This is a genomic window from Leptospira yasudae (assembly GCF_003545925.1).
Lineage (GTDB): Bacteria > Spirochaetota > Leptospiria > Leptospirales > Leptospiraceae > Leptospira > Leptospira yasudae.
The window spans coordinates 270,001-281,565 of sequence record NZ_QHCU01000003.1; the positions used below are offsets into that span (position 1 = coordinate 270,001).

Sequence of the window (11,565 nt, forward strand, 5' to 3'; positions counted from 1 at the left end):
CTCGTTACTTGGGACTCAATCCAGAGGTTGCGGTTCGCGGTCGCGGGGTTATGGAAAAATGTAACTTCTGCTCTCATAGAATTGCGGAAGCGAAGATCGCGGCTAAAAACGAAGGCCGTGTTCTGAAAGACGGCGAAGTGAAAACCGCATGCCAGCAAAGCTGTGCGGCGGATGCAATCAGCTTTGGTAACACGAACGATAAGAGTTCGGAAGTTGCAAAACTTTCCTCCGGACCAAGATCCTTCCGTGTCCTCGAATATCTGAACGTCGGTCCTCAGGTGGCTTACCTGACCCGGGTCAGAAGCTCAATTTAATGGAGTAACGTAAAAAGCTATGTCAATGTCCAACGCAGTCAAAGAAGCCCTGGATATCCAGCCTCTCGTAACCGGCGGTAAGTCGGTTCGGGACGTTACCGAGGATATCTTAAGACCCGTCGAAGCGTTCCCCACTTCTTTGTGGTGGAAGGCTTTCCTTCTGGTTCTTACCATTACCGTTATCGACTTAGGTATCATCGGATACCTGATGTGGGAAGGTCTCTACATTCTCGGGATCAACAATCCCGTGGCTTGGGGATTCTTCATCGTAAACTTCGTATTCTGGATCGGGATCGGTCACGCCGGAACCCTGATTTCAGCCGTTCTTTATCTGTTTCGTCAAGAATGGAGAACCGGGATCAACCGTGCCGCAGAAGCGATGACGATCTTCGCGGTGTTAACGGCGGCTTCCAACCTGATCATCCACATCGGAAGACCTTGGGTGGGATTCTGGTTATTCCCTTATCCGAACGAAAGAGGCCCTCTTTGGGTTAACTTCCGTTCTCCTCTGATTTGGGATACGTTCGCGGTTTCGACCTACTTAACGATCTCTCTCGTGTTCTGGTATATCGGTTTGATTCCGGATATCGCGGCCGTAAGAGACCGTTCCAAAGGAGAAATGAAACGTAAAATCTACGACGTTCTTTCTCTCGGTTGGGTAGGTTCCAACAAAGCTTGGTCTCACCTCGAAATGGTGGCGATGATCCTCGCGGCTCTTTCCACTCCTCTGGTTCTTTCGGTTCACACGATCGTATCCTTCGACTTCGCGGTTTCGATCCTTCCGGGTTGGCACACGACGATCTTCCCTCCCTACTTCGTTGCAGGGGCGATCTTTTCCGGGTTTGCGATGGTTGTGACTCTGATGGTGATCGCAAGAGAAGTTTTCAATCTGAAAGATTACATCACCATGAAACACTTGGAAAACATGAACAAGGTCATCATGGTAACCGGTTTGATCGTGGGTCTCGCTTACTCCACCGAGTTCTTCATGGCTTGGTATTCCGGTAACGAATACGAAGGTTTTACTTTCGTAAACAGAGCTTTCGGTCCTTACGGCTGGGCTTACTTCATCATGTTCAGCTGTAACGTGTTTTCTCCGCAGGTATTCTGGTGGAAAAAACTCAGAACCAATATTCCGGTCATGTTTATCATCTCCATCATCGTAAACATCGGGATGTGGTTCGAAAGATACGTGATCGTTATGACGACTCACGCGGACTTCCTTCCTTCCAGCTGGGATATGTATATCCCAACCGTTTACGACTTTATGATGCTCATCGGAACGTTCGGAATCTTCTTCACGTTGTTCCTTCTGTTCTGTAGAATCATGCCGGTCATCGCGGTTGCGGAAGTTAAAACCGTTATGCCTCACAAAGACGGAGGACACCACTGATGTATAAACCTCATAAAGAACAATTTCATACGTTCGAAGAAACAAGCTCGGGAGTATTCGGGCTTTTCGATAGCCCCGCGGAGATTATCTCTGCGGCGCAAAAAACCAAAGAGAAGAATTACACGAACTTCGATTGTTTCACTCCGTATCCGGTTCACGGATTGGACGACGCGATGGGAGTTCCCCGTTCCGGTCTTCCTTGGGTGACATTCTTCATGGGACTTTTCGGATGCACCGTAGGTTTCGGAATGCAGTATCTGACTCACAAGTTCGATTGGCCCATCAACATCTCCGGAAAGAATCTGAACGCTTGGTTCGCGTATATCCCGATCACGTTCGAATTCACCGTGTTTATGGCCGGTGTGGGAACGGCTGCGGCGATGTTCTTTTTAACCAGACTTCCGAAAATCAATCGGAGAGTTCTGCATCCGGACATCACTACGGACAAGTTCGCACTCTGGATTCCTTCCTCTTCCAAAGGTTATAAGGAAGACGAAGTCGTAAGCTTTATCAAGGGTCTCGGCGGAAAGAACGTCGAGGTTGTGAAATAGGAGCAGGGACAAGAATGAAATATTATAAGAACCTGTCCCTGACGGGACAGAACCTTGCAGCTTTCGGTTTTTCAGTTTTAGAAAACATAAGCCTAAAGACTCGCTGTAAATCTCTAATTTTCCTTTTGGCCGCTGTTCTTTTCTGGAACTGCGAGTCCAAAACGCCTCCTCTGGAATACTTTCCGGATATGGCCGATTCTCCCGCAAGAGAAGCTCAGGAAGAGGATCCGATCGCACGCGACGGAGCCGCTTCTCGAATTCCTCCGAAAGGAGCGGTTCCGGTAGGATACTATCCTTACGAGTATCTCGGATTGGACGTAACTCAATTGCCGAATAAAGGACTTTCCAATCCTTTCAAAAACGATTTAGCGAATCTTCAAAAGGGAGAAGCTAAATATCAAACGTATTGCTCTCCTTGCCACGGCGTAAGAGGGGCGGGGAATGGAACCATCGTTGGTCCGGCTCCAAGAATCGGATTTCCGGTTCCTGCCGTGATTTCTCCTAAGATCCAAGGATATTCCGACGGACAAATCTATCACGTAGTCACTGCGGGTTGGGGAAGAATGAAAAGCTACGCTTCTCAAGTTTCTCCCGAAGACCGCTGGAAGATCGTTCTCTACGTGAGAAAACTCCAGGAATACGAGAACAGAACAAAAAAAGACGTGGCTAGGAATTAAGAATCATGGAAGTCAAAGTCGAACAAAATCTGATTAACTTCAAACTCGACTCCAAGACCCGCAGCGCCCTTTTCGGGATGATCGGGATCGGAGTATTAAGTTTACTCATCGGGTATTTCACCCTTTCTCATACCCCTCCAAGACACGAGGGAGGACATTCCAATCCGGCTTGGTCCGCGTTCTTGATCGGAACCTTTTTTATCACCGGGATTTCTCTCGCGGGAGTTTTCTTCACAGCGATCAGCAACATCACCGGCGCTCATTGGTCCATCACCGTAAGAAGACTTGCCGAAGGTTACGGACTTTTCCTTCCTGTGGTAGCGGTTCTTCTGCTGATCACCGCGGTCGGAATTCACGATCTTTACGAATGGAGCCACGAAGACGTAGTCGCTCACGATCATCTTCTTCAACACAAGAAACCTTTGTTGAACACTCCTTTCTTCGTGATTCGGATGATTCTTTTCGGAGCGGCTTGGTCCGTTTTCGGATGGTTATTCCACAAACGTTCCACTCAACAAGACGGGGATAAAGACGTTGCGCATACTCAGTTCAACGCAAGATTGGCCGGGGGATTTATCGTATTCTTCGCGCTTTCTTTCTCTCTCGCTTCTTTCGATTTGATCATGTCCTTAACACCGCACTGGTTCTCCACCATGTTCGGAGTATATTGTTTCGCAGGCGCGTATCAAACCGGTCTTTCCACGCTCGTAATCATGATCTACTTTCTGAAAAAGAAAGGATATCTCGGTAATCTCGTGAACGAAAACCATATCCACGATATCGGCAAGTTCATGCTCGGTTTCTGCGTATTCTGGGCTTACGTAGGATTCTCCCAGTTCATGTTGATTTGGTATGCGAGCATTCCGGAAGAAACTTTCTTTTACGAGCAAAGATTGACCGGCGGATGGGAAGTGTTCACTTACGCTCTTCCTTTCATTAAGTTCATCCTTCCGTTCTTGTTGCTCTTGAATAGACCGAACAAAAGAGACATCAACTTCCTCGTGAAAGTTGCGATCTGGATCGTGTTTACGCAAGTGATCGAAATCTATTGGCTGGTGTTCCCCGCTAATTTCGAAAACTTCCAGCTTTCCGGATTGATCGTAACACTCGGCGCCGTGATCGGATTTATCGGTCTTTTCGGTTTCGTAGTTCTGAAACGCTACGAATCTGCGGCTCTGATTCCGGTAGGGGATCCAAGATTGGATCAGTCTCTGCACCATCATCAATAAGAGAAGAGGAACGATGAAAAAGAATCTAAAACTGACAGTTCTCTTAATAAGCGCGGCTCTCTTTTTGGGAGCTTGCTCTAAACTCGCGCAAGTCACCAATCATAAGAATTGCGATCCATCCTTAGTGAATCCTTCTCTGGAACCTACGGTTCCGATTTTCGCGGAAGCCGATGCGACTTCAGCGGTTAAAGAAAGAATCACTCCCGGTTCCGTGGTGAGAGTATATGACTATAGAAACCACGAAGCGAACGCGAAACTTTTCGTTCGCGTTAAGACTGAAAAAACCGAAGGCTGGATCAATCCTCGTTGTTTAGTGGTGGGACAGGATCCTGAAAAATCCGTTTTCACTTGGGGATACCGCAAGGACTACATTCACTTTTACAATCCTGAAGATCACGAGCACTATCCGAACGGATACGAATTCCCGGAATATGCTTCTCTTCCAAAGGATAAGGTTCCATTGGCAGAACTTGCTCCGGAACTGAAAAAGTAAAACAGCAACCGTTACTTAAAACATTGGAAAGCTCCATGCCGCTTCGGAAGAAGGGCATGGATTTTTTTTGTCCTCAACGTAGGATCGGTTGCTTATAATCGAAGATTTCCTCATTTATAATCGGGGTTGTTGGACGACCGGATTTCACCTACCATTCTCCCTAAAAAAAGAGACTTCAAAAAAGTCTTGAGAGGAAGGGAGGAAGGCTTTTGGAAAAAAACGTTCATTTTCGCGTCCTTTGGTTTTCCATTCTTTGTCAGTCATTTCTTTTCGGATGTCTGCAGAATCATGATCCCGGACATTTCATGGTGTTGCTGGGCAATCCTACTTCGGTGACGATCGAAGATCTTTCGAAATCTGCGGGAACTCCTCCCACTTTGACATACCCGACGAGTTCGTTTCAATTCGTTAAGAACATACCCATTTCTGCAATTCAACCCACGATCACCGGTCCTACTACTTCGCTTTCAGTTTCACCCGCGTTGCCGTCCGGTCTTTCCTTCGATTCCGCTACAGGTGAAATCACGGGTATGCCCACTTCCAAGGTGGCTTCGTCTTCTTATACGATTACCGCTTCGAATTCTTCCGGTTCTTCTTCCTATTCGATTCAGATTTCAGTCGATGCCCTCAACGCGGAATGGGAAAGTTATCTAAAGGCCCCGAATCCGGATAGCAGCGATCCGACCGGAGGCTTCGATCTCGATCTGTCCGGAGATACGTTGGTGATGGGGATGTGCGGCGAGGACAGCGCTCAAACCGGCGTTATCCAAAGTCCGTTTGCCGGTTTGACTTCCGCCGGGGATGACGATTCCGCGAACGGGGCAGGAGCCGCTTATGTTTTCCGTCGCACGGGAACCACTTGGGCTTTGGAAGCATATCTCAAAGCTCCGAACATGGAAGCGAACGATCAATTCGCATGCAGCGTCGCTATCTCGGGAGATACGATCGTCGTCGGCGCTCGTGCAGAGGACAGCGGGAATTCCGCAATTCTCCATTCTCCCTTTGCCGGTTTAACTCCGGCGGGAGATGACGATACCGTAATCAGTGCGGGAGCGGCGTATGTTTATCGTAGGACAGGGTCCACTTGGGCCTTGGAGGCTTATCTAAAAGCTCCGAACATCGACAGCGGAGATCAATTCGGGGCCAGCGTTTCGATTTCCGGGGATCGGATTGCAGTCGGAGCCGTTCAGGAAAGGGGAGGTCTTGGAACGATTCTCCAAGCTCCGGCGCCCGGTTTTTCGGGTGCAACCGACAATGACACTGCTGCCACTTCGGGTGCGGTTTACATTTTTGAAAGGACCGGAACAACTTGGACCTGGGACGCATACATCAAAGCTCCGAATGTGGAAACTGGGGACTTATTCGCCGCAAAGATTCGTGTCAGAGGAGACACTTTGCTTGTGGGCGCCATCAATGAGGATAGCGGGAACACGACGATTTTGAATTCCTTAGGACCTTCGCTTACGACTGCCGGTGACGACGATTCTCTTGCCGCTTCGGGTGCGGCTTATGTATTCCGTAAAACGGGTGCGACCTGGGCTTTCGAATCCTATCTCAAGGCTCCGAACGCGGATAACAGCGATCAGTTCGGCGTTTGCTTGGATCTTTCGGAAGATGGAAATGTCGCCGTAGTCGGAGCTTACAACGAAGACAGCGCTCAAACGACGATTTCAAATTCTCTCGGAGCAAATCTTACAACCGCGGGTGACGATGATTCGGCCCTTGCGTCCGGCGCCGTGTACGTATTCCGTAGGACCGGAAGCACTTGGGCGTTCGAAGCGTACTTGAAATCGCCGAATATCGAAGCGAGCGATAATTTCGGAAGAAGCGTTGCCATTTCGGGGGATACGATCCTAGTCGGCGCTAATGGGGAAGATAGTTCTCAAACCTCCGTTTTACATTCTCCCGCGACCCTTCCGGCTCCGGGAGCCGACGACGATAGCGTGCTGAATTCCGGTGCGGCCTATGTGTTCCGAAAGTTATCGTCCGGATGGGCTTTTCAATCGTATCTAAAGGCGCCTAACGCGGAAGCGTCGGACGCGTTTGGAATTCTGGTTTGTATCGATGGAGACTTGATGGCGGTTGCCGCACAGAACGACGACGACGGACTCGGAATGATTTTGAACAAGTCCGTAAATTCTCCTCCCACGCCTTCGACCGACAATGATAGCGTTTTGAATTCAGGCGCTGTGCATATTTTTTACAAGTGACTTGGAATGGGCCGGAGACCGAAGAAGCCGTTGTGAATTCCGTTTGTTTAGGACCGAAATCGACCCGGGATCGAAAATGCGTTATCCGAAACTGATCTCTGAGAATCAGGCTTTCCGCTCGCTTCCAGTTCCTCTAAAAAACTCGTTTATCAAGAGGACGCGAAACAATATTATGCGAACTACTATCGAGACGGAAGTTACGATGTTCTTCTTAAAAATTCAAAAGAAGAATTATACGACTTTGATAGAACCCACGTGTTCACCATGGTTCTCGGCTGGAAGTTCGGAGACAAGGGGCAGATCGGATTTAAAACCACGTATTTAACGAATTTTGCATATACTCCGGTCGCCGGATCGAGCCGGACAACCTTAAGTCAAAATATCGCGGAAGCCTTCCCGGATTTACCTCCGGTTCCAACTACGGGAACCGAAGGGAGTTCGTTTTCTATTCCGATGTATAAGCCGATCTATTCGGATATGCAACGTTCGGCGAGACTTCCTCATTACAAACAACTCGACATTCGGTTCGATCGATTTATCCATACGGATTGGGGAAAGCTCACTCTTTATCTGGAACTCGTCAACATCACCGGAAACAGAATCGCGTCAGGACAAGAAGCGTTCGTTCCGATTCTTCCGCATGTGCCGGGCGCCAATCCGCGAACACAATACATGTACCTCAACGGACAACAAGCCCTGCAGACCGATAAGAATAAGATTCCGTACGTGAATTTCGGAATCGAACTTCGATTTTAAAAAGAATCGAAACCGCGCGTGCCTTTCCGATTTTTTCACGCGATCCGCGTTTCGGTTCTTCTTTTTGATTGCAAAGAGCCATGCTTTAGGAGAATCTAATACGGAAGCGGAAGAGGCGAAACTTGAGTCCGCAATTTTCCGGTAATACTATGAAACAATCCAGATTCTCCGTATTTTACATTCTGCTTTTTTCCTTTCTTCTCGACTGTAATTATCATTACTACGTGCAAAAAGACGGCGCTGACAGCGCGGCGATTCCGAACTTATCCAAGGTAAGAATCGCGTACATCGGTTTTCGACCTTATGCCACGGAGATGACTACCTCTTCCGCGGAGACGCGGGTTTATACCGCCAATCTCGCATATCCCGATCGAACTATATTAAAGTTTCAGAATGGGGTTTACGCGTCCGAACTCAAGTCGGCCGGTTTCAGAAAGGACGTTCCCTCGGATAAGGTTAAGAAGTTCGTTCAGGATTATCTAAACGAAGTAAAAGAAAGCGGCGTTCTGGAACTGACATACGTTACGAGCGTGGAAAAAAAAGGAGAGGATCGGATCTTCAAGCTCAAGGATATCGGGGTCGATTATTATGTTCTCGGAATCCATACTCCCGCGTTTCAAACTCCGAAACATTTCGGAAGCAGCGTCGTGCAATTATTTTCCTCCATCTTTTCCGTGATCAGTTTCGGATTGATCCCGAGTTACGCTTCTTTGCAAGCCGGTACCGAAATCAGAATCTATGACAAAAATCTAAACCAATTGACAGCGATCAAATACGATCACGGATATTCCGTGATCGGTGCGGTCTGGGCTTCTTCCGTACCGGAAGAATGTCGTAGAATGGGATGTAACGCTCTCAAACAGGTGACTTCTCCGCCTAAGTTCGTTTATCAAGAATTGGGATCGAAGTTCGAAACGGACGTTGCGAGTTTTATCCAAGCGCAGGCCGCATTTCGAAAATGAACGGATCCTGGGAATGGTTCGGAAACGCCTTTTCCGTGTTCGGAGGGTTTCTGGCTTTTTTGCTCGCGTTTCCGGAACTGATTCCATTCAAAAAAACTAAATTTCAAATCTATTTCGCGATCTCGCTGCTTTGTATCGGAGTTTTACAGTTTTTGAACGCAGCCGTTTGTCAGGGAGTTTTTTCCGATTCCGCTTTCTATGTTCGTTTAACAATTCCGCTCTTGTTTGCAGCGGGTCCGGTCGCCTACACGGCGTTAACCGCAATGGTCGAAGAGGATTTTCGATTCGATCGGAAACGAATTCTTCTTTGGATTCCAACGATCGTCTTCGGACTTACGGTATTTTTGCTTCCGCGTGAAGAATCGGTTTTTCCCTGGGAGATCGCGAGTCTTTCGAACCCTTCCGGCGCAAAAAGCCTGGTCTTGATTTTGTTTCTTGCTTCGACCGTATTTTCGTTCGTTTTCGGAATTTCGATTTTTCGAATTTTAGCTTCGGTCAAAGAAGCTTCGCTTCGATTTTTGATATGGATCTGCGCTTTGGACTTTGCGAGCGTTTCTCTATTCGGGGCCCTCGGATTTTTATACGGAGTTTTCTTTTTAAAAATTTCCTCCATCTTCGTTTCGCTTGCCTTGTGCGGAATCTATTACGTGCGAAAGCGGTACTCCAATCTGGAAGAAACGATTCACGTAGAGTTGGTGAAGGCGAAGTATTCCCGATCGCGTCTCGGCGGATTGGAAATCGAAGAGATTCTTGCGCGTTTGGAAACGATGATGCGGACCGAAAAATTCTACCGGGACGAAGAGGTTTCCCTTGCGGCCGTCGCGGAACGGATGTCGTTGACGACTCATCAGCTTTCGGAACTCATCAACAGCAAACTGAATAAGAGTTTTTTCGTATGGCTCAATCAATACAGAGTGGAAGAGGCAAAAAAACTTCTCGCGGAAACGAATAAGACCGTTTTGGAAATCGCGATGGAAGTCGGCTTCAACAATCGGTCCTCTTTCAACGAAGCCTTTTTAAAACTCGCCGAAAAAACTCCCGTCGAATACCGAAAAACCGTAAAGGTCTGAAAAAATTTGTAAGCCTTTATAACACCGGTCGATTTCCGAATCGAAACGGCGCATACTGAGTCTTGTTGCAAGCCAACAAGGAAGGTATGAATGCAAACCAACAGCCTATCGATGCAGCGATCCGCGGAAGGAGATCGTCTACTCGAGCTTTTCTCGAAAATTTTTATCGCTTTAAACGCTGCGGTTTACGCGGGCTTTACGATCGGTTTTTTTCTCGTTCCGATTCGACTCGCTTCGATGATCGGAATCGAAATCAAAAGTTCCGCTGCGCTCGCTGATTTCAGAGCGATGTACGGCGGACTTTGTTTGGGAGTAGGCGTCGTGCTTTTACTCGGGTTATTCAAGGAAGAATGGCGTAAGGCCTCGATTCTGCTTGCGATCACAACAGCATCCGGTTTGTTCTTAGGAAGAATTTACACTCTGTTCCTGGACGGTCCGGGAAACGAATACATTTATTTGAGCATGGCAACCGAAGTAGGGGCCACGGTGATCGGAGCTTGGATCCTGCAACGGATTTCGAAATAAAGAAAATTCCGTTAAACCGAAGACCGGATTTTTAAGATGATCCGATTCGAAACCGAAAACCCTTCCTCCGAATCTCCTCGAAGGAAGGGCTTTTTTATTTTATAGGATCGAACGCTTTCACTTCGTCCGATTCTTTGTTGTTTGTTACGGATCTACCAAATCGACTTATCTTCTGCAACGAACCCGAAACGAAAGTTTCGCATCGGGAATATTGCTTGCGGCAAACTGCTTCGTAATCGGGCAGTTCAACGCTTGAAGATCAAAGATCGTGGCGGAGGTTTCCTTGACCGTGGCGGTGCAGGTTCCTCGCACGTTATTGGTACCAGCTCCGTAAACTCCTCCAGCGGTGTCGATGTCCAAAGCGGATCCGCCTTCACCCAGAGTGTGCGTCGTAGTCTGCGAGAAATTGATGTTGTGGATGTTCAAAATCGGCAGGTTGTCCGCGTCGACCATCTGAACGATAATTCCTCCCGCTCCCGAAACGCACAATTGCTGGTTGGTCAGGATGAAGCTTTCATCGCCTAACTTCATAATGGCGGTGCCGTCCGTAGGTTGCGGCAGGTCCGCCGGGCCCGAATTTCCGGCTAACGCCAGTATGGCGAGAATCGGAGTCAGATCCGTTTTGTTGTCTTCGGCGCAATTCGAAAAATTGATCGCCAATCCTACGAGAGTGAGCGCTAGAATGTATCTAACGTTCTTTGTTTTTGTTTGCATTAGGGTCTCCTCTATTTAGAACGGAACGCGAAAAAATATCTTACAATCGTTAGTCGCGTTGTCGTTCGAATCAGTAAACCTCCGCTCGGAATCGGTTTTTCATTTTTGGAAATAAATTTATTCCAATTTTTCGGTAGTTCGTTCCGTGTTTATAATCCGCATTCGAGCTTTATGGATTCGATTTAAAACTTTTTGTAAAATTTTTTTCGAAATATGAACGTTATTCGTCTTTCATTTGTTAAGTGAAAATTTTTTTAGATACTTTTTACTTGAATAAACGAAGGAAAATGAGGCCGGTTCTTGAGTATAATGGAATTCGCATGTTCCGACTCGAGGATCGGATCTTTTTTTCCAATCGATCATTTCTCGCCGAACTCGATTCCTGGCTTAAGGAGTGACTCGAAGTCGAATCCTCTTTATCGGAAACAGCGGGCGGCACGATGATATCCATGACGCCGCGATCCGCAGAGACGGAAGTTGTTGAACCTTCTGCGGAACTGCATCTTATAAGTTATCAAAAAATTATTTTTGATTTCGAAATGACCGTTATGAAAAACCCCGTTTCCGAACGGTTGAGTTTTTTCTTTTGAGAAATCGGGAATTCTATTTTTACGGGATCGAAAGCGGATTCGGAATCTTTGATTGCGTTAGTTTGCTTTGAGGATATTCTT

11 protein-coding genes and 1 pseudogene (1 of these 12 only partly in view) are annotated in these 11,565 nt (G+C 47.5%); 11 read left to right on the top strand and 1 reads right to left on the bottom strand.

The genetic code is table 11. The annotated features are described in order from the left end of the window. From DLM76_RS10005 to DLM76_RS10055, 11 genes and pseudogenes are all read left to right on the top strand, one after another. Nucleotides 1-314, top strand: partial view of a TAT-variant-translocated molybdopterin oxidoreductase gene (locus tag DLM76_RS10005; RefSeq protein WP_118965114.1) — the 3' end only. 2,752 nt of this gene lie to the left of the window's left edge; the window shows 314 of its 3,066 coding nt (coding positions 2,753-3,066); its start codon lies beyond the left edge, outside the window; its stop codon occupies nt 312-314. 25 nt (nt 315-339) lie between these two features. Further along, nucleotides 340-1,707: an NrfD/PsrC family molybdoenzyme membrane anchor subunit gene (gene nrfD / locus DLM76_RS10010; protein WP_118955475.1), complete on the top strand. Its 1,368-nt coding sequence runs from the start codon at nt 340-342 to the stop codon at nt 1,705-1,707. Continuing rightward, nucleotides 1,707-2,258, top strand: coding sequence for a DUF3341 domain-containing protein (locus DLM76_RS10015; RefSeq protein ID WP_118955474.1), 552 nt, complete (start codon nt 1,707-1,709; stop codon nt 2,256-2,258). The genes nrfD and DLM76_RS10015 overlap by 1 nt, the downstream gene beginning before the upstream one ends. A gap of 14 nt (nt 2,259-2,272) precedes the next feature. Beyond that, nucleotides 2,273-2,935: a c-type cytochrome gene (locus DLM76_RS10020; protein ID WP_225913525.1), complete on the top strand. Its 663-nt coding sequence runs from the start codon at nt 2,273-2,275 to the stop codon at nt 2,933-2,935. A gap of 5 nt (nt 2,936-2,940) precedes the next feature. Further along, entirely contained in the window at nt 2,941-4,164 is a 1,224-nt protein-coding gene (locus DLM76_RS10025) for a hypothetical protein (RefSeq protein ID WP_118955473.1), read from the top strand. A 13-nt stretch (nt 4,165-4,177) separates the two neighbouring features. After that, nucleotides 4,178-4,657, top strand: coding sequence for an E-cadherin-binding lipoprotein adhesin Lsa16 (gene lsa16, locus DLM76_RS10030; protein ID WP_118965115.1), 480 nt, complete (start codon nt 4,178-4,180; stop codon nt 4,655-4,657). 209 nt (nt 4,658-4,866) lie between these two features. After that, the gene (locus tag DLM76_RS10035; RefSeq protein WP_118965116.1) at nt 4,867-6,867 is read left to right on the top strand and encodes a putative Ig domain-containing protein; all 2,001 of its coding nucleotides are present in this window, start codon (nt 4,867-4,869) and stop codon (nt 6,865-6,867) included. A gap of 117 nt (nt 6,868-6,984) precedes the next feature. Next, nucleotides 6,985-7,623: pseudogene (locus DLM76_RS10040) on the top strand (TonB-dependent receptor plug domain-containing protein); the annotation flags it as partial. Nucleotides 7,624-7,772: 149 nt separating this feature from the next. Further along, nucleotides 7,773-8,585: an Lp29 family lipoprotein gene (locus DLM76_RS10045; RefSeq protein WP_118955651.1), complete on the top strand. Its 813-nt coding sequence runs from the start codon at nt 7,773-7,775 to the stop codon at nt 8,583-8,585. Continuing rightward, a complete protein-coding gene (locus DLM76_RS10050) occupies nt 8,582-9,655 on the top strand; it encodes a helix-turn-helix domain-containing protein (protein WP_118965117.1) in 1,074 nt (357 codons plus the stop codon). The genes DLM76_RS10045 and DLM76_RS10050 overlap by 4 nt, the downstream gene beginning before the upstream one ends. 90 nt (nt 9,656-9,745) lie before the next feature. Continuing rightward, a complete protein-coding gene (locus DLM76_RS10055) occupies nt 9,746-10,180 on the top strand; it encodes a DUF4345 family protein (protein ID WP_118965118.1) in 435 nt (144 codons plus the stop codon). Nucleotides 10,181-10,345: 165 nt separating this feature from the next. Here DLM76_RS10055 and DLM76_RS10060 read toward each other — a convergent pair whose 3' ends face one another. Then, nucleotides 10,346-10,894, bottom strand: a complete 549-nt coding sequence (locus DLM76_RS10060) for a hypothetical protein (protein ID WP_118955468.1) — start codon at nt 10,892-10,894, stop codon at nt 10,346-10,348. Nucleotides 10,895-11,565 lie beyond the last annotated feature (671 nt).

What these genes read in the sequence shown, in the direction of transcription:
- DLM76_RS10045 (WP_118955651.1), top strand. Translation starts at nt 7,773, where the DNA reads ATGAAACAATCCAGATTCTCCGTATTTTACATTCTGCTTTTTTCCTTT.
- DLM76_RS10015 (WP_118955474.1), top strand. Translation starts at nt 1,707, where the DNA reads ATGTATAAACCTCATAAAGAACAATTTCATACGTTCGAAGAAACAAGC.
- lsa16 (WP_118965115.1), top strand. Translation starts at nt 4,178, where the DNA reads ATGAAAAAGAATCTAAAACTGACAGTTCTCTTAATAAGCGCGGCTCTC.
- DLM76_RS10050 (WP_118965117.1), top strand. Translation starts at nt 8,582, where the DNA reads ATGAACGGATCCTGGGAATGGTTCGGAAACGCCTTTTCCGTGTTCGGA.
- DLM76_RS10020 (WP_225913525.1), top strand. Translation starts at nt 2,273, where the DNA reads ATGAAATATTATAAGAACCTGTCCCTGACGGGACAGAACCTTGCAGCT.
- nrfD (WP_118955475.1), top strand. Translation starts at nt 340, where the DNA reads ATGTCCAACGCAGTCAAAGAAGCCCTGGATATCCAGCCTCTCGTAACC.
- DLM76_RS10025 (WP_118955473.1), top strand. Translation starts at nt 2,941, where the DNA reads ATGGAAGTCAAAGTCGAACAAAATCTGATTAACTTCAAACTCGACTCC.
- DLM76_RS10055 (WP_118965118.1), top strand. Translation starts at nt 9,746, where the DNA reads ATGCAAACCAACAGCCTATCGATGCAGCGATCCGCGGAAGGAGATCGT.
- DLM76_RS10060 (WP_118955468.1), bottom strand. Translation starts at nt 10,894, where the DNA reads ATGCAAACAAAAACAAAGAACGTTAGATACATTCTAGCGCTCACTCTC.